Genomic DNA, 19786 nt, shown 5'->3' with positions numbered 1-19786 from the left:
TGGGAGTGATACCGTGCGCCAATTATTTGTGCCGTCCAGGCGGGTGGGGATAACCCTTTTCTCCTTGTTGCTCGGCGGTTTTATTTTAAACTTCTTCATGCAGGCGGCTTCGCTCGGAATGAATATCGGAAGCGTGCTGAACTGGATTTCCCAATATTACTGGCTGTATTTGTCCGGCAGTTTGTTTTTCTTTTTCGTACTGCTGGTCTGTGCCATGATCATTCCGAATGTCTATACGGGGGCGTTGATCGCTTTTATCGTATGCGTTGTCCTCGGGATCGCCAATTATGAGAAGCTGTCCACAACGGGCGAGCCTTTATTCCCATGGGATTTGATGCAGATCAAGAATGCCCAGGAAATGACGAAAATTACGAAGGGTATGATTTCGCCGACAGCGGTCGTCGTATCGGTGCTGCTCGTTGCGGCATTGATCTATCTGATGCTGAAGCTGCCGAAGGTCAAGGTCCGTCTTCCGCTGCGAATCACGCTTGGCATTGTCTCGTTGGTGGCGGTCGGCGGATTTATTCAAATGGTCGGAGGCCAGCACGCGCTGGCCACATCACTGAAGTATCAGAACATTCCGTGGAACCAGAAGGTCAACTATGCCCAGAACGGGTTCGTGTACGCCTTCGCCGGCAACCTGATGCAGAACCTGATCGAAAAACCGGAGGGTTACAGCAAAGAAGCGATCGAAGCCATCGCGCAAAAATACGGAACATCTACCGATACGCCGCCAACCAAAGCCGTAGAGCAGCCGAATATTATGTATATGATGGACGAGGCTTTTTTTGATCCGACCCGGATGCCGTCTTATACGTTCAGCGAGGATCCGCTGAAGTTTATTCACCAGAATGCCCAATCGACGCCGGATGGTTTTCTGCTGTCCCCTGAGTTTGGAGGCAACACGGCTAACGTGGAATTCGAGGCGCTGACCGGCCTGTCGATGTATTTTTTGAAGGACGGGTCGATTCCGTACCAGCAGCGAATTGTCAAAATGTCCTCACTGCCTTCCATCGTCAGCATTCTGAAGGACCGGGGGTACGAGGCGCTGGCACTGCATCCGTTTGATGACACGTTCTATAACCGCAATCGGGTGTATCCGATTCTCGGCTTCGACCAATTCACGAGCGAGAAGGACCTGCCGAACGCCAAGCGGTATACGCCGAATGGCTACATTTCCGACATGGCTGCCGTACAGGAAGCGGTCCGTGAACTGAAGTCGGCGAGCAAGCCGACGTTCCTGCACCTGGTGACGATGCAGAACCATTTTCCGTTTACCAAGGGACTGAACGGTTCGAACACGATTACGGTTTCAGGCGTCAAACCGGAATACAAAGACGAGCTGGAAACGTACACACATGATACCAAGCTGACGGATGAGGCGGTGGCTTACTTGAGCCAACAGTTGAAGACGATTCAGCGGCCGACGATCGTCGCTTTCTGGGGCGATCACCTGCCGGCATTGTCCTCGGGGGTGTATGCCCAGGCCGGATTTAACGACAATCCGCGCCTGAAGCATGAGACGAAGCTGATCTACTTGGCCAACTTTGATATCGGCAGCAAGTCTCCGGGCACGATGAGTCCCGCTTTTATCGGGCCGACCGTGTTCGAGCTGTCCGGCCAGAGTATGCCGGCGTATTACAAGCTGCTGGAGAAGGTGAAGTCCGAAATTCCCGGCTTGAACAAAAGCGTGTTAATCGGCAAGGATAACGCCGTGATTTCTGCCTTGACGCCGGAGCAGCAGTCGCTGCTGAACGATTACAAGCTTGTGGTTTACGATATGCTGGAGGGAGAGCAGTACGGCAAGGATTTGCTGTACTAGGATTGCCTGCTGCCCTCACCGATTGAAGAAGGGGATGTCCCATGGTTATACACCACGGGCATCCCCTTTGCTGTATTTATCGCTGTGCCGATACGGTCCGATAATAGGTTTTGACCGTAAACGCATAATAGGCGAGATAGATCAGAAGATAAGCCCCGCCGGAGAGTAGGATCGGAACGGCGAACAGGCCGTTGATCAGGTTAATGCCGGCAAGTGCCTTAAGCATCATGATGCTGTGGACTAGTCCGACAATCAGCGGGAGTCCAAACACGAACAGCACCTGCTTGGCGACAGACCGGCGGATATCTTTACGGCCTACGCCGATTTTTCGCAAAATGCCATAGCTTCCTTTGCTGGCTTCCGCTTCGGTCAACTGATTAAAGTAGATGATGCTCCCGGTAGCTGCCAGAAAGACCAGCCCGAGAAATCCGAGCGTAAAGACGTTGATGCCGGCGTTCTCCACATTCTGGCGGTACTGCTGATAGAATGTTGCCATTCCGCTTCCGTCTCCAGAAAGCTTGATGAGCGCCGTTGCCGTTTCCTTCGTCGTTTCCTGGCCCCTGACTTTAAAGGCCTTATAGGTGCTGGCTTCGAGGCTCTTGCTCAACTGGCTGAACAGGCTGTCGCTCATGACGATGCACAGATCCGGGTAGCCCCAAGGGAGGATGCGTCCTTCAGCAACCCCAGTCACCTCTAAGCTCACCTGTTCATTCCCCGTGGTGACGGATATTCGATTTCCTTGTACCTCATCAGCCGATAGGTTCGTGTACAATGGGCGAACGAGGACAACATCCCGACCTGCGGGCTGAAGGCGTTCTTTATAACTCAGTGTCGAAGCGGCCTGATTATAAGTTGATGCAGATATCAGCTTTACGGGAACCTCATTTGGCTCATAATTTCCCGGATGATAGGCAAACTGGGTCAGATCGGCATCGGTCGCAATCACAGAAAGGTCGATTTCGGCGATAACCGAATGCTTGGCGTCCGAGAGAATGAGTTGTCTGGCCGTTGCATCAAGCCCGTTTTCCGAAGCGGCGTAGGTGTAGCTGAACGGCATCTCCTCTTCGGCGCTCTGCTTTTGGGTATAAAAAAAGCTGTAGCCGACGCTTACCGCGCACAAGGTCAGGGAACTGAGCAGCGCGATCGTGGTCAGCATGACCGTATTGCTGCGGATGCGGTAGAGCAGCTGGGAAGTGCCGATCATGTTGATGCCGCGATAATACCTTTTTTTATGATGTGATGACAGCTGTAAGAGCGCAATGACAAGGGAGCGGAACAACAGATAGGTGCCTGCGCCTAGTCCTATAAAAATGATGGAGAAGTTGACAAGGATACCTTGGGTCGTACTTATAGGTTTAAAGGCGGTCCAGTAACCCAGAGTTATGAGGATAACGGACAGCCCTGCAGCGAGCCGAGAAATTCGGGGGGCATGCTCGCCTTTTCGCTCGGCTTGGAATAGCTCCACAAGCTTGAACTTATAGATCAGCCTGTAGCCCTGCATGGAAGTGATCAAAATCAGGGCCGCAAATACCAATGTAACTTGACCAATGGCCCCGATGTGAATTTCAAACCCGGCTCGGACCGGGTTATCCAGCAGCTTCAGCAAAATCATAGTGAACAGCTTCGATAAAAGGGTGCCGAGAAAGACGCCCAAGATCAAGGCAACCAGACTCATGATCAGGTTTTCATAGAACAGCATCCGGGCGATCGTTTGTCTTCGCATACCGAGCAGAGCATATAAACCAACCTCCTTCTTTCTTTTTCGGGTAAAGAAGGCATTCGAGCCCCATACGAATATGGCTGTGAATAAGATCAGGATGACGGATGCCTGGGACAGAACGGCCCGGAGGCTTTCGGAGGACTGAAGTCCTTCAGCGATGGCCTGGCTATATTGAAGCGACACGAAAATATAGTAAATCATGACACTGAAAATCATGGACAGCAGATAGATTAAATAGTTTTTGACGTTCCCCTGAATATTTTTCTTCGCTACGTCAAACAGCGTCAATGGCTCCGCCTCCCAGTACGGCCAGTACATCCAGCACTTTTTTGAACATGTCCCTTCGCGACTGGCTTCCTTTGACCAATTCGGTGAACAGGCTTCCATCCTTGATGAAAATCACCCGCTTGCAGTAGCTGGCGGCATAGGCGTCATGGGTAACCATCAGAACTGTAGTTCCTTCCTGTTCGTTTAGTTCCTTCAGGCTCTCCAGAAAGTCGGTCGCCGATTTGGAATCGAGCGCCCCGGTAGGCTCGTCGGCGAGCAGCAGCGCGGGTTTCGTCACGATCGCCCGGGAAGCGGCCGTGCGCTGCTTCTGCCCGCCCGATATCTGGTACGGATACTTGTCCAGAATAGACTGGATCCCGAACCGGACCGCAACCTCGCTTGCCCGCTGCTCCAGCTGCCCGACATTCATTTTGGCAATGGCCAGCGGAAGCACGATATTCTCCTTAACTGTCAGCGTATCGAGCAGGTTGTAATCCTGAAAAACGAAGCCCAGCCGGTCTCGGCGAAACGAAGACAGCTGCTCTTCGTTCATGTTCAGGATGTTGTGTCCGTCGATCACCACCTCGCCCGAGGTCGGGGAATCAATGGTGGCCAAAATATTGAGCAGCGTCGTCTTTCCTGAGCCTGACGGTCCCATAACAGCCACGCTGTCGCTTTCCTTGACGGTTAGGTCGATGTGCTGCAGGGCGGATATGACGCTGTCTCCCGAGCCGTATACTTTGGAGATTTGTTTGCCTTCGATGACGACATTCATTGATTGTGTCTCCTCCTTAATGGGGTCTGTATTAGACTTCATTAACCCATGCGGCCGAACAAAGTGAACAGGGAAATCCCGACACAAACGATCAGCGTCCAAGTTCCTATTTTCAACCATCCGGGAAAAGGGATGCTGCGCAGTATGGTCCACCCGAACGGAATAAAAGCGACGGCAAGCCCTCCGGCTGCCGCGATGGACCATGGCGTCGTTCCTTTCAAAACGCCGAGCGGGAGTGCGCTGGCCAGTGCCAGTGCTGCGGATTGGACCAAGCCGAGCGTTCCGGAACGGTAAGAGCCGATGGCCAGCACGATCCATCCTAAGATGATAGCCAGATTAAAAGTGCTGTAGATGTGGAAGGCACCGTACGCATCTCCAACCGTGTTCACCGCCTGACCAACGCCGCCCGTTTTCACCAGTTGAAAAGCCAGATGGTCGACTCCTGCATGGAAGGTGCGGGCAAACAGGCCTGAAATGACGAATAATCCGCCCCAAAGCGCGAAGCGCGGTTTCGAAACGCCGATCGACTGGACCAGCAGCAGGACGGCCGGCCAGAGCATGATAATCCCAGCCCCGAACAGGCTGTACGAAGCCGTCATCTGCAGCGGATGCTTGTCATAAGCTGCCAACTGGTCGGGAAAGAAAAAGTGATACGGTGAGCGGAGCAGGATGCCCGCCAGAAGCAGTATAGGCGAAACGATCAAGGCGATTCCCCCGGCCCACGTTCCGGGAAAACCCTGCTTCGCCATTGCTGAGGTCAGCGCTATTTTACCATGTCCTTGCATAAAATCTCTCCTTGTTCTTTGCTGTTACCAAGCCCGGTAGTGCTCATTATAAAGGAGTCAAATTGCATCAAAGCTTACGGTATTAGGAAGAACCTAACGATTTTGTCACATTGGGCTGAAAAGCTGGAGGCAGGGGAGGATGTCGTTTACAATAAGGATACGATATAAGTGCATGAGCAAAGGATGAACCGGATGAACATGAAAATTTTGGTAGTGGAGGACGAACCCGTAATCCGGGAGATGATCGGGGACTCGCTTGCGAAATGGGGATTCGAACCGATCCTGGTCAGCGATTTCGAACAAGTGATGTCTTTGTTCAGTGAACAGGCCCCTGGACTGGTCATTCTGGATATCAACCTTCCAAAGTTCGACGGTTACTATTGGTGCAGCCGGATCAGGGAGGTGTCCAAGGTACCGATCCTCTTTTTGTCCTCGCGGACGACGCCGATGGATATGGTGATGGCAATGAATATGGGAGGGGACGATTTTATCCAGAAGCCTTTTCATATGGATGTGCTGATGGCCAAGATTAACGCTATGCTGCGAAGAGTGTACTCCTACCTTGATGTACAAACCCATGTTATCGAGCATCAAGGCGTACTGCTGAACCTGAACGATGGGGATGTGTCCGTCGGAGAGCACCGGGCAGAGCTGACCAAAACCGAATTTATCATCCTGAACATGCTGATGCGGCATGCAGGCACGATCGTCGGACGAACGAAGTTGATGCGGAGCCTGTGGGCAGACGAAAGTTTTATTGACGATAATACGCTTACCGTGAATATTGTCCGAATCCGGAAGAAGCTGGCTGACCTCGGGAAGAAGGATTATATTGTGACTAAGAAGGGGCAAGGGTATCTGATACCATGAAATTTGTGGACTATGTAAAGGTCAAAAGCTGGTTTATCGCGTTCTACATCCTGCTGATGAGCCTTGTGACGCTGTTTATGTATATGGATTCGGACGGTTCTTCCGGAATAGAGAACATGGTGTACTTGAATATGATCTGTTTTGCCGGTGCCGCGCTGTACCTGGTGATCGGCTATTTTTACCGGAGACCTTACTATCAGATGCTTCAGCAAATGAAGATCAGCAAAATGGAGGAAGTAACAGCCCTCCTTCCCGAACCACAGCATCGGCAGCAGGCAATCATTAATGAATGGGCCGGGCGGCTTCAACGTCTGCACTCTGCCCAGCTCAAGCAGCAGCTTCATGAGAAGAAGGATCATCAGGACTTTATCATGTCATGGATTCATGAAGTAAAGCTGCCGATTACCGCGTCCAGGCTCCTGTTGGAGAACGGTATGACTCACAATGCGGAAGCTGTCATGGACAAGCTGGAGGACGAGATCGACAAAATCGATCATTATGTGGAGCAAGCACTCTATTATTCACGGATCGACTCGTTCAACCGGGATTACTTGATTACCGAAACCGCGCTGGAGCCTCTGATTAAAGCAAGCGTCAAGAAATACGCCAAGCTGTTCATAAACAAGCGAATCCAGTTTCAGATGGCCGGCAAGCCGCTTTTCGTTCATACCGACGGCAAATGGCTGGGTTATATGATCGACCAGATCGTGTCCAACGCGCTCAAATATACCGGCGAGAACGGCCGCATCCTGTTCCGTTGTGAGGAGGATGCCGCCGAGAAGCGGCTGGTTATTGAAGACACGGGGATTGGTATCAAGGCGGAGGATCTGCCGCGTGTTTTTGATAGAGGCTTTACGGGCGGAACGGGCAGAACCGAAGCCAAATCCACGGGTATGGGGCTCTATTTGGCCCGTCAGATGGCCCTGAAGCTCAGCCACCGCCTGACGGTTGATTCGGCCGAAGGCGAGTCGACTGCGTTTACGCTGCATTTTCATAAATTTAAGCAGGAATAGCGGACATATATAGCCGGTTATTCATAAGTTTTCTCGTAGAGCTTTAATATAATTTGAGAAACAGGATGGGATTAGGATGAAAAAAAACGCAGCCACGATGTTCAGCAAAATCCGCAACGCCATTAACGCCATGATCATATCGGAACTGGAACAGCGCGGCATCGAGGGCATTGTCTCCTCACACGGGGATATTTTGTGGGCGCTGTATATCCAAGACATGCAGCCCATAACCGTGTTGAGCGAAAAAATCGACCGGACGCAGCCGACGGTCACTGTGCTCGTAAACAAACTGGAGAAGCTGGGATACGTCCGTAAAGTAAAGAGCAAGGAAGACAGCCGCATGACGCTGGTTTCGCTGACGCCAAAAGGAAAAGAATTGGAGCCGGTGTTCCAGGAAGTATCCGCCCGTCTCAACGAGACCATATACGGCGGACTTTCCGACAAGGAGCAGGTTCAGCTTGAATCCCTGTTGGAGCAAATATTCAAGAGGTTCTAATGCTTCGTCCGCAAATATATAGACATCTATGTAATTATTCGGTACACTGTAATATATAGATATCTATGTAAATAGTGAGGAGGTATTCTTTATGAAATGCGAGCTGAAACATACGACGATTCACTACGAGATTCACGGCAACGGCAAGCCGGTTTTGCTGCTGCATGGGTTTTCCTGTGATCATCACCTCATGACGGGATGTATGGAACCGGTGTTCAAGAGCCAATCCGGCTGGAAAAGGGTATATCCGGATTTGCCGGGAATGGGGGACAGCACCGTTACAGACGGTATCCAGAGTACGGATGATATGCTGGAGGCGCTCGATGAGTTTGTTGGAGAAATTTTGGGGGATGAGCCTTTTATTTTGGCTGGAGAATCTTACGGCGGCTATTTGTCCAGAGGACTGCTCAAGAAGCGTCAGCATCAAATCGAGGGTCTGCTCCTGATCTGTCCAACAGCGGGACAGGCGAAGCACGACGCGCCGGCATTTCAGCTCATTGCCCAGGATGAAGAGTTTATGTCGCAGTTGAACCATCCGTACGCGGGTGAATTTAGCGGAATGCATACGGTACAGGACGAGTACAATTGGAGCCGGTTTGAACGGGAAATTGTGACCGGGCTCAAAAAAGCTAATCGGCCGTTTCTGGAGCGTTTACGCCAGCGTTATGATTTCTCGCCTGAAATGGAGAAGCTGGACACCCCTTATGTGAAGCCCGTGCTTATTCTGGCCGGCCGGCAGGATCATATCGTCGGTTACCGGAATCAGTGGGCGTTTGCGAACGAGTATCCGCGGGCAAGCTTCGTCATGCTTGATCGGGCTGGCCATAATCTGCAGATCGAACAAAGCAGGTTATTCCACGTCCTGGTGGAAGAATGGCTTGATCGGGTAACCGAAGAGCAGGAAGCCAAGCACAGAAGAGCGTAACCAGGATGCGTTCAAACTAGATTTTTTTCAACACAGCATATTTTCACAATGACCAAACTCCCGATAGGGGGTCTTTTTTTCTGGAAGGTACCTTTTCCAGCAATAGCCCGATCCTTATAAATAACCGTTGCAAGCTTTAGGGACAGAGGAGCTTCCCCAGCGCTTTTCTTGACGGAAGCGAAAATATTGATTATCCTTATATTTAATAAACATTAAATTTAATACGCATATAAAGGGTGGTTTTTCTGCAGCTCGATAAACTGGTCAATTATTATAAGGCTTTAGCCGACCGGAACCGGATTCGGATTCTGGTGCTCCTGTCTCAAGAAGAAATCAACGGAATGACCCTTGCGGAGAAGCTGGGTGTCACCCCTGCGACGATCACGCATCATATCGCCAAATTAAAGGAAGTCGGGGTTGTCATGGAGCGCCGGGAAAAGAACGTGTCGTACTACCGGATTTCGCAGGACATGATCGAGCGTACGGAAGGCCAGCTGCTGAAGCTGATCCGCAATTATGAGCCCCAGGAGGATCAGCCCGGGCCGCAGTTGTCCGCTAAGAACGAGAAGCTTCGGGACACCGTGCTCAAAAGCTTCATCATGGATGACGGCCGGCTGAAGAACATCCCGGCACAACTCAAGAAAAAGCTGATTGTGCTTGAGTTTATGGTGCGAAACCTGGATATGGGACGAAAATATACGGAGAAGGAAATCAACGAGTTCATTAAAACGTATCATCCCGATTTTGCCACGATCCGCAGGGAATTCATTATGCATCACTACCTGTATCGTGAAAAAGAAATCTATGAGTTGAATCCGGTGGAAATGTGGGAGAAATGGGAGTATCTCTAGGGAGGCGGTTACGTGCTAGTAGACCCATTGGAAGTTGTGGAACGCTGCGATACCCCGCGCGGCGAAATTCAGCTCCAGCGCCGGGGCTGCGAATACGAATTGATCAGTAACGGTACGTTTCTCATGGCCACCTATAACGGCGAGTCGGAAAAAAGGCTTGTCCGTTCGGCCATCGATGCCTGCGCCAAAGACGGGATGACTCTGCTGATCGGAGGCTTAGGTGTCGGCTATTCTTTGGGTGAGGCGGTGCATCATCCGCAAACCGGTCAAGTCACTGTCGTGGAAATCGAAGACCAGGTCATCACCTGGAACCGGACTTATTTAGCGCCATTTTCCGGAAACGCGCTGTCCCACCCAAAGACGAGGGTCGTATGCGCCGACCTGCTGAAATGGATATCCGAGACCGACGAGACGTTCGATGCGCTATGTTTTGACATCGATAACGGGCCGGATTGGACGGTGTTTCAGAACAACGAAAGCTTGTACTCTCCGGAGGGACTTAAGGCGCTTACCCGCCTGCTGAATCCCGGAGGCGTCATGTCTTTCTGGAGTGCTTCGACGTCTCCGGCATTTAAGGCGCTCCTCGAGTCCCGTTTTGCCGGCGTGGAAGAAATTCGCATCGAGCAGCCGCGGAACGTCGAGCCTGATGTGGTGTACATAGCCAAAACTTAAACTGCAATCGTGCAGCGCTTTATGGAAAAAGGGTTGAACATGTGACTGCGATATGGTAGATTAAGGGCATTCAAGTCATGAAAGGGTGACCTTAGGCCAATGATCTACTAATCCTATCCACACAAAACAATCGTTTGAAACGATGTTTAGGATAGGATTCGTGCGGGCTTTTTTAAGTAGTCATGCTGGTTGGGCATGTGCTTCTTAAATGCGGGATCATGGCGCACCCTCTTGACGAGAGGATTCAGCGGATTTCCATGCGTATACAGCCTCCTGTCCTGAACATCGGGACAGGGGGCTTTTTTGTGTGGCAATGAGGCGACCGAACACGCTATCCAATCTGCTGAACAATCGAAAGGAGTGACTTGCATGCCAGGTCCTAATCCGAACGCGAAGTATCCGATACCCGGGGATAACAATATGCAGTTTATCAAAAACGTGATCACGATGCCGAACCTGATCGCGGGAGATTATTCTTACTACTATGCGATCAATGGAGAGTCGTTTGAAGATCAGGTGCTATATCATTACGAATTTCTCGGAACCAAGCTAATGATCGGCAAGTTTTGCTCGATTGCCGGTGAGGCGCGTTTTATGATGGATGGAGGCAACCATCGGATGGACGGCTCTACGTTTCCTTTTAATATTTTCGGAAACGGCTGGGAAGCCCACACGCCAACACTGGATCAGCTCCCGATCAAGGGGGATACCATTGTGGGAAACGACGTCTGGATCGGACGAAGGGCAACGATCCTGCCAGGCGTGAAGATTGGCAACGGAGCGATCATCGCGGCCGAAGCCGTTGTGACAAGGGACGTCGAGCCTTACACCATCGTCGGCGGCAACCCGGCGAAGGAAATCCGCAAGCGCTACGCACCCGAGGTGATCGCCGAGCTGCTGGAGATCCGCTGGTGGGATCACGACATCGAAGAAATCGAGCGGTTCATGGGCGCCATTGCCAGCGGCGACATGGATCTGCTGCGGCAGATGGGCAAGCCAATGCTGCAGGAAGGAGGCATGTCAAATGAGAATTGAATTGGTGGAATTCGCCTTGCCTTTGCCGGACTCGGGGCCGTACGGTATTGCGGCCGGCAGAGATGGGACTGTGTGGTTTACGGAGCAGAAAAGGAACCGGATCGGAGCCCGGAATGAGCATGGCGAGTTTACCGCGTTTGACGTGCCGACACCCAATGCGGGGGTGATGTCGATCCTGTGCGACCGAAACGGGGATCTTTGGTTTAATGAATATCATGCCGGGCAAATCGGCCGGATGACGCCAGGCGGAGAGTTCAAGGAGTATAAGCTGCCCGACCCGGGCTGTGCGCCGTTTGGTCTCGCTGAAGGGCCTGACGGGGCGATCTGGTTCACCGAGATGATGACCGGCCGGATCGGCAGGCTCAGCCCTGGGGGTGAAGTGACCGAGTACAAGCTTCCCCATGAGGGTGCTTTTCCATCGTTCATCACCACAGGCAGTGACGGGAAGCTGTGGTTTACGGAAAACCAAGGGAATCGGATCGGCACCATCGACACAGACGGTTCAGTGACTCACTATGCGCTTCCAACGCCAGGTTCCGCACCGGTGGGGATTACGGCGGGCCCAGACGGCGCGCTGTGGTTTGTGGAGATCGCCGGGAATCGGGTCGGCAGAATCACGACGGACGGTGAGATAAGCGAGTATTCGCTGTCTACCGAAGGGGCGAAGCCTCACGCGATCACGTCCGGAATCGGCCAGGACCTTTGGTTCACGGAATGGGGTGCGAACCGGATCGGCCGCATCACCGTGGACGGTAAACTGACCGAATATGACATTCCGACACAGGGGTCGGAACCGCATGGCATCACTGTGGCCGCGGACGGCACGGTGTGGTTTGCCGAAGAATGCAATCGTCTTGGACGATTGACGATCAAGTAAAGAGTGCGAAGCAAAAGTCTCAGGATCATCCGTGACCTGAGACTTTTTGGTATGAAAATGACATATCTTTTTCTGTCCGTTTATTCGGAATAATGGACTAAGTGGATGCTCCACGAGTACTAATTTTTTAACTATTTTTGTCGAAAGCCTTGTAAAGCAATATTAGATATATTAAATATAGATTGTATAACAGCAATGGAGAACCTCGATTCCGTTCGGCGTTCAGCATGGCGAGGTTTCGAATACGGGCCGGGAGTAGGGTGTTTCTTTCAATTGCCAACCAAATCAGCGTAAAGTTGAGGTGTATTGTTCATGCTTCGAAAGTTCACCACGGTTTGTCTCGCTGCGGTCTGTGCACTGTCCATCTCCATGGGTGCGTCCGCCGAACCGGCGTCAAACCCCTCATCCTCATCCAGCGGCATCAAATGGCCGGAATCGCAAGCGCTTCCAAGCTTTGCTAAGGTGAAGCATCTGGACGTTGCGGACGTTTATGACGCCCCCGGAGACGTCAAGATCATGCTGGCGACCCTCCAGGGCATCGTCAACCGAAACCAGCCTCGAATTTATTTGCTGGAGAGCCAGGAAGAAGGCAAAATGACTTGGCTGAACGATCTCAAGGTGCCTTATACGGTGCATGACGATCCTTGGGAACTGGTAAGCGATTTTAAAAAAGAAGTGAAGGGAATCATCGTCTACGATCCGAAAGTGCCGGACAGCATTAACGTGGCGACAACGCTTGCCGGGCTGAAGGATGCGGTGGTCGCCAGCCCTGAGCTCAGCGCTAAGCTGACCGCAGCTCCTTACGGCTTGAAAGTGCTCGATGATTTGCAGGGCAAGTTTAAGGATAAATTGGATGCCTACACCTGGCAGTACGAAAATTTGTGGAAGCAGACGACGCACCGGATGCTGATCGGGCTGAGCCCGGATACGTCAGTGAAGCTGCCTCCGGGACTCCCGCAGTCGTTTAAAGTGGTGGCTGAGGAGAAGACGCAGGAGCGGGATGCGAAGAACCGCAAGATCTATGACCTGGATTTGACGTCTTTCCTGGGTACGGATGCGGTATACCTCCGCTTTGAGGATGCGTTCCAGCAAGACGGATGGGGATCGGCCGTTCATGAAGTGACCGTGAAGGCTGATGGTCAGACGATCGCTCAGTTCGTGCCCGGAACCGACGATGAGAAGCCGTTCCTGTACGATGCCCAAGGCTCGCAGCTTTCCGAGGGAAGCGGTGGACACCGGTTCGCAGACAACGGGCGGTACTTTGTCTACGAATTTAAAGTACCTGCTGGCACGAAGTCGTTGACCGCTTCGGTGGATATGTGGAACCAATTTAAGGTGCTTGCGGGCAACGAAGCTCCGCCTTCATCGGAACAGAAAGAGCCGTATGGCTATCTCCGCGATTATGCGGTCGCCAACAAGGCGATGGTATTCTGGCTGGGCACCAATACGCCTGAGCAAAAGGCATTGTTTGATAAGATCCTTGCCGATGTTCCTGCAGGAACACCCTACCTCGGCTGGTTTAGCAACGATACTGAAGGCGAGTTCAACGGGGTAGAGCTGTTGTCGAACCACAGCATCTACGTTCTTGCTGCCGACTGGTTCAGTAATCTGACCGTATTTTCCGGTACGGAGAACAAAGGCCAAGGGCCGCTTCCGTCCGACAAGGTCAAGACACCAAAGCTCGAAAATAAAATTTATGTGACGTACACCTTCAGCGAAGGCGACAACTTCCAGTATAACCAGCACCGGATGCGCAATTTGTGGGATGATCCGAACCGCGGCAAAGTGCCGATCAACTGGACGTCCAGTCCGATGCTGTACGACGGGGCGCCGGCTATGCTGAACTACTACAGAAGCACGGCAACGGCGAACGACCAGCTGATCGCTGGACCTTCCGGCGGCGGGTACTTCTACCCGAACGCTTGGCCGGAGAAGACGCTGCCTGCATTCCTGAAGAAGACGTCCTCCTACCTGAAAAAGACCGGAATGACCGTACCCTACGTACTGAACCGCGTTTCGAACCAAAACGTTCCGCTCAGCGACTCGGTCGTCAAAGCTTATGAGGACAATTATCGTCCAAACGGACTGCTCCTGAGCTGGGAAGATCATTTCGGCGTGGAGATCCTGAATGGAAACCTGCCGGTATCGACGATCCAGGGCATTAGTACCGTACAGGACGGACAAAAGATTCTGGCGGACGCCAAAGCAAAGTGGGACGGCAAATCTCCGTTGTTCGTATCCCTTGGGCTGCTGGCCTGGAATATGACGCCGACCGATGTGGTGAAGCTGACGGATTCGCTCGGACCGGAGTACCAGCCGGTGCTGGCGGATCAATACTTCTCCCTCATTCGGGAGGCGAATCATCTGCCGAAAAAGCCGTAAACCAATGACAATAATAAAAGCGGTCGACGCGAAATGGCGTTGGCCGCTTTTGGCATTTCATCAAGGATAATATTTCATATACCTATTGACAATGGATCCGGGAATCCATTATCTTTATGATTAAAGTTGAGTGAGTAATTCACTCATTATAAAACGAAAGCGGGGAATTCATATGAGCAATGCTTTGGTTCAAATCGTGATGCGGAAAAGAAATCAACAGAAAAATGCGCGGCTGCTTCGTATAACAGCTTCCGAAGGAATCGCTGAATCCGGCTTTGTGCGTATTGGCGGGATTGAACAATGGGTGACCATCCGGGGAGAAAACCGGCGCAATCCGATACTGCTGTTTATTCATGGAGGGCCGGGATCGGTGTACTCCATCTTCAGTCCACTGCTGCGTTCCTGGGAAAAGGATTTTACGATCGTGCAGTGGGATCAGCGGGGTGCGGGGAAGACCTTCCGGCGCAACGGCAAACAAGGCAGCGGATTGTTGACCTTCGACCGATTGGCGGAGGACGGGATCGAGTTATCCGAATATCTATGCGGCAAGCTCCAGCAGACAAAGCTAATTCTGGTTGGCAGTTCGGTCGGCAGCCTTACCGGCATCATGATGGCTGCGCACCGTCCGGATTTATACCACGCTTATGTAGGGACGGATCAGAACGCTCCCGATCCCGAACACGTCGGGCATCGATTGCTGCTGGAGGCATTCCGAACTACGGGCAACAAGAAGGGAGCCGAACTGCTCGAGCGTATGGGGACCGATCCTTCTACCTGGAACAGCAGGGATGTCGATACACGCAACCGGCTTATGGTGAAGGCAATACGTGGTGTGCCTAATATGATCACGGATTTGATCATGCCTTCGATGCTGTCATCTCCGGAACACACGATGAGGGACATGTCGGATATGTTTAAAGGTATGAAATTTTCCGCTGAAGCTCTTCATGAAGACATGGTCCATTTTGATTTTGACAAGATCGGATATCGCTTCGAGCTGCCTGTGTTTATTGTTCAAGGGGATTCGGACTTTATTACGCCGACGGCAACGGCCAAAGCGTATTGCGGCCGCATTGATGCCCCTTACAAAGAATTCGTGCTCATCCATCAGGCCGGCCATTTGGCGTGCTTTTCCCGGCCGCAACAGTTTTTCGCATTTCTGCAGAATAAAGTCCTCCCCTTGGCGGTGGCTGCGGAAATGAAGCAAGCACGGTGATCCAGAAGGAAGGTCATGGTACAATAGGGATACATTATTTTTGAGAGATTGGAGTTCGGAGTCTATTGTCGCCATTAAATAAGGAACAGCTGGCCCATATCCGGGATGAGAGGAAAAATCAAATCAAGCAGGCCGCGACAAAGCTTTTTGCCCGCAGCGGCTTTACAGGAACGAAGACCAGCATGATCGCGGCGGAAGCCGGCGTCAGCGAGGGGCTGATCTACCGTTATTTCACATCCAAGGATGAGCTGTTTACCAGTATCGTCCAGGAGTTGATGGAGGAAGGGCGGAGAGAGACGGGGAATGTGCCGAGCCTGCCTGGCACGCCATATGAGCAGATTCAAGCGCTGACGGAAAATATGCTCAGCGAGAACAAATTTGCTTTTATGCTCATTCTCCGCGCCGTCCGCAGCCTTGACGCCATTCCCAAGGACGCCGCAGAACTTCTGAAGGAGCACTCGGCGGATGCCATGATCGAGCCGCTGATTCCTTTGTTCGTGCAGGGGCAGGAGGCCGGGGAGTTTGCCGAAGGCGATCCTCGCGAGCTGCTTCACTGGTATTTTTACATCGTGAACGCCTTGATCGTCGAGGAAGCGGATGAGAAGCCGTATGGAACACCGTCGGCGGAAATGCTGATGAGGATGCTGAAAAGGTGATCGTAATGGAATAGGGATAAAATCATAACTTCCGGACAACACCTGCCTGTACACCTCCTATCAATCTAGCATAGGATACCGTATCGGAGGTGGTGAAGGCTATGTTGTACGAAAGTCGCAAACTCGCCCAAGGAACCTCGTTTGAAACAACGATGCACATTTTTGACGGTGATGCTCCTGGTACTGTTTTCATGATCGTGGCAGGCATTCATGGCAGGGAAGTGGGGAGCATTCGCGCCGCGCAGAAGCTGGTTAGACAGCTGAAAAACGGCGATTGGACGATTGAACGGGGCACGCTGATCGTAGTCCCTATTGCCAACCGGCCTGCTTTCAAAAAGCGAATCCGGGGCAAGCCGGATTTGAACCGGACGTTCCCGCGAGGTCGGTCAGGCCGCACCACGCATGAAATGTCGCGTGCTTTGTATAAAATCATGCGAACGTATAAACCTGCCTGGTACCTGGATCTTCACGAAGCCAACGGCCTGTCGTCCGCGAGCGCAGACGTTCTGGGACAGACGCTGATTACGGATTCAGGTAGCCCGGCTGTACCCGCTGTCCGGAGGGTGATCAAGCATATGAACGGGAGGGTGGTCCGCCGTTCTCATCGTTTTCATATCCGGATGCACAAGCTGAAAGGCTCTTCCCGGACAGCCGCGGCTGATCGGCTAAAGGCCAAAGCGGTAACCGTTGAAACGTGCTGGAGCCTCGACATGAACATACGGATCAACTACCAAACCGAGGTGGTACGATCATTTCTACGGGAGGCGGGCTTAATTTAAGAGATGATTCAACGCAAAATATCGTTAGACGGCAAACGGCCGGCCAGGATAAACCCTGATCGGCCGTTTTTGATTGTGTGATTTTATGCAAAAACAGCTGCATAGAGCTTATTCCGCATCAACGAAGAAATTCCGGCTGCCGATTTGAACATCCTGAACATTTGGTTTTCCATCTTTGCCGGAGTAGATAAAAAAGACGTAACGTTCAACTGTACCGCCAGTAAACTTGAGGGTAATCGTATTGCCCGAAATGCTGTACGTTCCCGTTCCGCTAGACCCCGCGGAGGTATTGGTTGTTCCGGAACCAGCCTCCTGTGTACCAAGGGTGAAGTTGTCGGCTTTGAACGTACCGTCGGTTTGGAAAGTCAATCGTTCCTCCCATGCCGAGGAGGCCGAATTTACTCCAGCCATTCCCGAATAACCCCTATACACGTAACTGCCGCTTAGTTTATGGTTGGACGCAACCGGCGTTACTCTCTCGAGAAGCACATCGTCAATGTACAGGTTTCCTAAGGACGATACCCGAATCGTGTGGGTTGTTCCGTTACCCAAAACCAGCTTACCATTGGTAATGGAATAATCTCTGCATGAAAGCTTCGAGCAATCGATGGTTTCCGGGCCGCCGGTGGCCGGCTCGCCGATGACAACCTTTTTGCCTGAAAGGAAGGTGTAATAATCCCAGCAAGCTCCTCCGCACTCATAACCGCCTGGGTCCAAGCGCATGCCAACATACATTCCTTGAAGCTTATCAAGCTGTACCGGTACGGCCGGTGCTGATTCATCGCCGTCGTTTTCCGTTGGTTCCGTGCCAGCCGGCGGATTTGCTGTCGTATCTCCTGCGTGCGCAAGAATCTCCGCCGCCTGTTCTTTGGTCAGTCCAAGCTGTTTCAGCATTTGTTCCGAAAATATTGTGATTTCGCGATTTTTGGCATCCCATACGACAAATCCGCCAGTCGCCTCGCCGACAAATCTTAGAGGTACAAGCGTGTTTCCACGGACGCTCCGCGCGGGTTTATCCAGGGATACTTTTTTTCCGTTCACAGTAGCTTCCTTGCTGTTCAGCTGCAGGGTAAAAGACAGCGAATCTTTCTGGCCTGTGATGGTTTGATTACGCGGGTCCCAGTTCAGTGAAATTCCCATCGACTCGAACAGCGGGCGCATTTGCACCAAGGTAGTTCCCCCATCCACCACTGGGTCCACTGAAAAGTTGACCCACTTTGTATCCACGGCGACTTTGATTGATGAGGCGGCTTCAGCATGAGCTGATGTGCCACTCCAAATCCCCGTCAAGAGCAAGCAAATGAACGCCATGATGAGCGCAGCTGCTCCGGTTTTTGATTTTACGGCTTGAATCATCTTTCTTCTCCTTTTCCCAAATATGTTACAGATACGACATTTCGGCGACGACAACCATTTGTATGTGTAAAATGGCCGATTATTCCCGGACGCTTCCGATTATAGTTCGATTTGGATGTGCAAGTGAGGTCCATAGTTCCTTTTTTTTACATATACGTTATAGGTCGAAAAGAAGAAAAAAATTTGCATATCTGCACACGGTTTGCCACGGTTGCAGATGTGCCGGATGTTGATTGGCAATGGTGAAAAGAAATGCTGCTAGTCCCGGACCGTCGTTCCGTCTGTCGTCAGTTGTACCGGCCTGCGGATCACCCGCAGAATGCTGTCCAGATTGGTGATCAGCGTTCCGGTAATAATCGTAATCATGCCGGCGACCGAGAGCCAGGTGATGCGTTCATGATACAGCACGGCCCCTGCCGCCATGGCGATCATGGGCGAGATGTACAGCCATGTCGACGGAAAAACGGGATTCGTCTTGGCAACCAGCCAATAATAGAGACTGTGGGCGACCATGGATCCCATAACGATCAGATAAATGAGTGAACCGAGTGCGGCACCGGCGGGCAGCCCGGCGGCATGTATGGGCTCAGTCAGCAGAGATAGCACAAGCAGAAGGAATCCGCCATGCATCATCTGCGCCGCATTCAGCGCAATGGGCGACGCTTCGGGAAAGCGTTGGATCACCTTTCGTGAATACAGCGTTCCTGCGGCGTAGCAGATTTCCCCGGCAAGGATGACTAGGCCGCCGCTGATCCAGGCGCCTCCGGTGGAGGGAGAGAGGTCCGAGAGCAGCAGCAGCAGGACGCCCGCGAAACCTAGAAGGCAGCCGGCGACGGTCCTCGTCGTGCTCTTTGCTTTGAAGACCAGCATTTGGATGAGTAAAATGATCAGCGGACCTGTAGCCGAGAAGACGGCGGCGGATCCGGAAGAAACGTGCTGCTCGGCCCAATAGAGCGGCGCAAACGTGCCGAAGGTCAGCAGGATGCCGCTCAGCAGCATTTCTTTGCGCAGCAGAAGACGGAAACGGGACTTTTTGCGCCAAACCATCCACAAAAACAGCGCCAAGCCGGCCGCAAAAAAGCGCAGTCCCGCCGAGAAAAAGGGCGGAGCGGACGCGTCCACCCCGATTTTAATGGCCAGAAACGTGGTGCCAAAAATAAGACACATCAGCAAGTAGTTGACAAGTATCATGCTAAATCCTCCTTTGGTTGTCTTCCCATCATACAAGGAGGCTTACAGAACAGATGCATGATCACAGAACAGATGGACGCGGGTTTATAGTACAATGA

Annotated in this window: 18 protein-coding genes; 13 read left to right on the top strand and 5 right to left on the bottom strand. The window is 52.1% G+C overall.

The window, feature by feature from the left end; genetic code table 11:
* Positions 1 to 13: 13 nt before the first annotated feature.
* Positions 14 to 1822 (top strand): LTA synthase family protein, encoded by a 1809-nt coding sequence (locus K2F33_RS26210; protein WP_263879697.1) that lies wholly within the window; start codon positions 14 to 16, stop codon positions 1820 to 1822.
* A gap of 76 nt (positions 1823 to 1898) precedes the next feature.
* Here K2F33_RS26210 and K2F33_RS26205 read toward each other — a convergent pair whose 3' ends face one another.
* The 3 genes from K2F33_RS26205 to K2F33_RS26195 are packed head-to-tail and all read right to left on the bottom strand — an operon-like array spanning position 1899 to position 5369.
* Positions 1899 to 3830: an ABC transporter permease gene (locus K2F33_RS26205; RefSeq protein WP_263879695.1), complete on the bottom strand. Its 1932-nt coding sequence runs from the start codon at positions 3828 to 3830 to the stop codon at positions 1899 to 1901.
* Positions 3817 to 4584: an ABC transporter ATP-binding protein gene (locus K2F33_RS26200; RefSeq protein WP_263879693.1), complete on the bottom strand. Its 768-nt coding sequence runs from the start codon at positions 4582 to 4584 to the stop codon at positions 3817 to 3819. The genes K2F33_RS26205 and K2F33_RS26200 overlap by 14 nt, the downstream gene beginning before the upstream one ends.
* A 41-nt stretch (positions 4585 to 4625) precedes the next feature.
* Entirely contained in the window at positions 4626 to 5369 is a 744-nt protein-coding gene (locus K2F33_RS26195; protein WP_263879690.1) for a hypothetical protein, read from the bottom strand.
* A 198-nt stretch (positions 5370 to 5567) separates the two neighbouring features.
* On the opposite strand from K2F33_RS26195, the gene K2F33_RS26190 reads away from it, so the two are divergent.
* From K2F33_RS26190 to K2F33_RS26135, 12 genes are all read left to right on the top strand, one after another.
* A complete protein-coding gene (locus K2F33_RS26190) occupies positions 5568 to 6239 on the top strand; it encodes a response regulator transcription factor (protein WP_263879688.1) in 672 nt (223 codons plus the stop codon).
* Positions 6236 to 7252 carry a sensor histidine kinase gene (locus tag K2F33_RS26185; protein WP_263879686.1) on the top strand — a complete coding sequence of 339 codons (1017 nt, stop codon included), beginning with the start codon at positions 6236 to 6238 and terminating at the stop codon, positions 7250 to 7252. Before K2F33_RS26190 ends, K2F33_RS26185 begins: the two co-directional genes overlap by 4 nt.
* Positions 7253 to 7328: 76 nt before the next feature.
* Positions 7329 to 7748, top strand: a complete 420-nt coding sequence (locus K2F33_RS26180; protein WP_145946226.1) for a MarR family winged helix-turn-helix transcriptional regulator — start codon at positions 7329 to 7331, stop codon at positions 7746 to 7748.
* 91 nt (positions 7749 to 7839) lie between these two features.
* Positions 7840 to 8673, top strand: coding sequence for an alpha/beta fold hydrolase (locus K2F33_RS26175; protein WP_263879682.1), 834 nt, complete (start codon positions 7840 to 7842; stop codon positions 8671 to 8673).
* A 245-nt stretch (positions 8674 to 8918) separates the two neighbouring features.
* Positions 8919 to 9524 (top strand): DUF2087 domain-containing protein, encoded by a 606-nt coding sequence (locus K2F33_RS26170; protein WP_076169394.1) that lies wholly within the window; start codon positions 8919 to 8921, stop codon positions 9522 to 9524.
* A 12-nt stretch (positions 9525 to 9536) separates the two neighbouring features.
* Complete coding sequence (locus K2F33_RS26165) at positions 9537 to 10196, top strand: spermidine synthase (RefSeq protein ID WP_263879680.1); 660 nt, start codon at positions 9537 to 9539, stop codon at positions 10194 to 10196.
* Positions 10197 to 10565: 369 nt separating this feature from the next.
* Entirely contained in the window at positions 10566 to 11231 is a 666-nt protein-coding gene (vat(I), locus tag K2F33_RS26160) for a streptogramin A O-acetyltransferase Vat(I) (RefSeq protein WP_263879678.1), read from the top strand.
* Positions 11221 to 12108 carry a Vgb family protein gene (locus tag K2F33_RS26155; protein ID WP_263879676.1) on the top strand — a complete coding sequence of 296 codons (888 nt, stop codon included), beginning with the start codon at positions 11221 to 11223 and terminating at the stop codon, positions 12106 to 12108. Before vat(I) ends, K2F33_RS26155 begins: the two co-directional genes overlap by 11 nt.
* Before the next feature lie 312 nt (positions 12109 to 12420).
* Positions 12421 to 14490, top strand: a complete 2070-nt coding sequence (locus tag K2F33_RS26150; RefSeq protein WP_263879673.1) for a GxGYxYP domain-containing protein — start codon at positions 12421 to 12423, stop codon at positions 14488 to 14490.
* A 172-nt stretch (positions 14491 to 14662) separates the two neighbouring features.
* Entirely contained in the window at positions 14663 to 15706 is a 1044-nt protein-coding gene (locus K2F33_RS26145; RefSeq protein ID WP_263879671.1) for an alpha/beta fold hydrolase, read from the top strand.
* A 65-nt stretch (positions 15707 to 15771) separates the two neighbouring features.
* Complete coding sequence (locus K2F33_RS26140) at positions 15772 to 16362, top strand: TetR/AcrR family transcriptional regulator (RefSeq protein WP_263879669.1); 591 nt, start codon at positions 15772 to 15774, stop codon at positions 16360 to 16362.
* A 101-nt stretch (positions 16363 to 16463) separates the two neighbouring features.
* Positions 16464 to 17141 (top strand): M14 family metallopeptidase, encoded by a 678-nt coding sequence (locus K2F33_RS26135; protein WP_263879667.1) that lies wholly within the window; start codon positions 16464 to 16466, stop codon positions 17139 to 17141.
* A gap of 108 nt (positions 17142 to 17249) precedes the next feature.
* On the opposite strand, the gene K2F33_RS26130 is transcribed toward K2F33_RS26135, so the two are convergent.
* The gene (locus tag K2F33_RS26130; RefSeq protein ID WP_263879665.1) at positions 17250 to 18497 is read right to left on the bottom strand and encodes a stalk domain-containing protein; all 1248 of its coding nucleotides are present in this window, start codon (positions 18495 to 18497) and stop codon (positions 17250 to 17252) included.
* 258 nt (positions 18498 to 18755) lie between these two features.
* Entirely contained in the window at positions 18756 to 19688 is a 933-nt protein-coding gene (locus K2F33_RS26125; RefSeq protein WP_263879662.1) for a DMT family transporter, read from the bottom strand.
* Positions 19689 to 19786: the final 98 nt, after the last annotated feature.

This window comes from Paenibacillus sp. PSB04 (genome assembly GCF_025809195.1).
GTDB lineage: Bacteria > Bacillota > Bacilli > Paenibacillales > Paenibacillaceae > Paenibacillus_AQ > Paenibacillus_AQ favisporus.
The sequence above is the reverse complement of the archived record's forward strand: the minus strand, read 5'-3'. Positions and strand labels throughout refer to the sequence as shown.

Bases quoted from the DNA above. Each gene is read 5' to 3' on its own strand.
- K2F33_RS26200 (WP_263879693.1), bottom strand. From the start codon at position 4,584: ATGAATGTCGTCATCGAAGGCAAACAAATCTCCAAAGTATACGGCTCG.
- K2F33_RS26195 (WP_263879690.1), bottom strand. From the start codon at position 5,369: ATGCAAGGACATGGTAAAATAGCGCTGACCTCAGCAATGGCGAAGCAG.
- K2F33_RS26190 (WP_263879688.1), top strand. From the start codon at position 5,568: ATGAAAATTTTGGTAGTGGAGGACGAACCCGTAATCCGGGAGATGATC.
- K2F33_RS26185 (WP_263879686.1), top strand. From the start codon at position 6,236: ATGAAATTTGTGGACTATGTAAAGGTCAAAAGCTGGTTTATCGCGTTC.
- K2F33_RS26180 (WP_145946226.1), top strand. From the start codon at position 7,329: ATGAAAAAAAACGCAGCCACGATGTTCAGCAAAATCCGCAACGCCATT.
- K2F33_RS26175 (WP_263879682.1), top strand. From the start codon at position 7,840: ATGAAATGCGAGCTGAAACATACGACGATTCACTACGAGATTCACGGC.
- K2F33_RS26155 (WP_263879676.1), top strand. From the start codon at position 11,221: ATGAGAATTGAATTGGTGGAATTCGCCTTGCCTTTGCCGGACTCGGGG.
- K2F33_RS26150 (WP_263879673.1), top strand. From the start codon at position 12,421: ATGCTTCGAAAGTTCACCACGGTTTGTCTCGCTGCGGTCTGTGCACTG.
- K2F33_RS26145 (WP_263879671.1), top strand. From the start codon at position 14,663: ATGAGCAATGCTTTGGTTCAAATCGTGATGCGGAAAAGAAATCAACAG.
- K2F33_RS26135 (WP_263879667.1), top strand. From the start codon at position 16,464: ATGTTGTACGAAAGTCGCAAACTCGCCCAAGGAACCTCGTTTGAAACA.
- K2F33_RS26130 (WP_263879665.1), bottom strand. From the start codon at position 18,497: ATGATTCAAGCCGTAAAATCAAAAACCGGAGCAGCTGCGCTCATCATG.
- K2F33_RS26125 (WP_263879662.1), bottom strand. From the start codon at position 19,688: ATGATACTTGTCAACTACTTGCTGATGTGTCTTATTTTTGGCACCACG.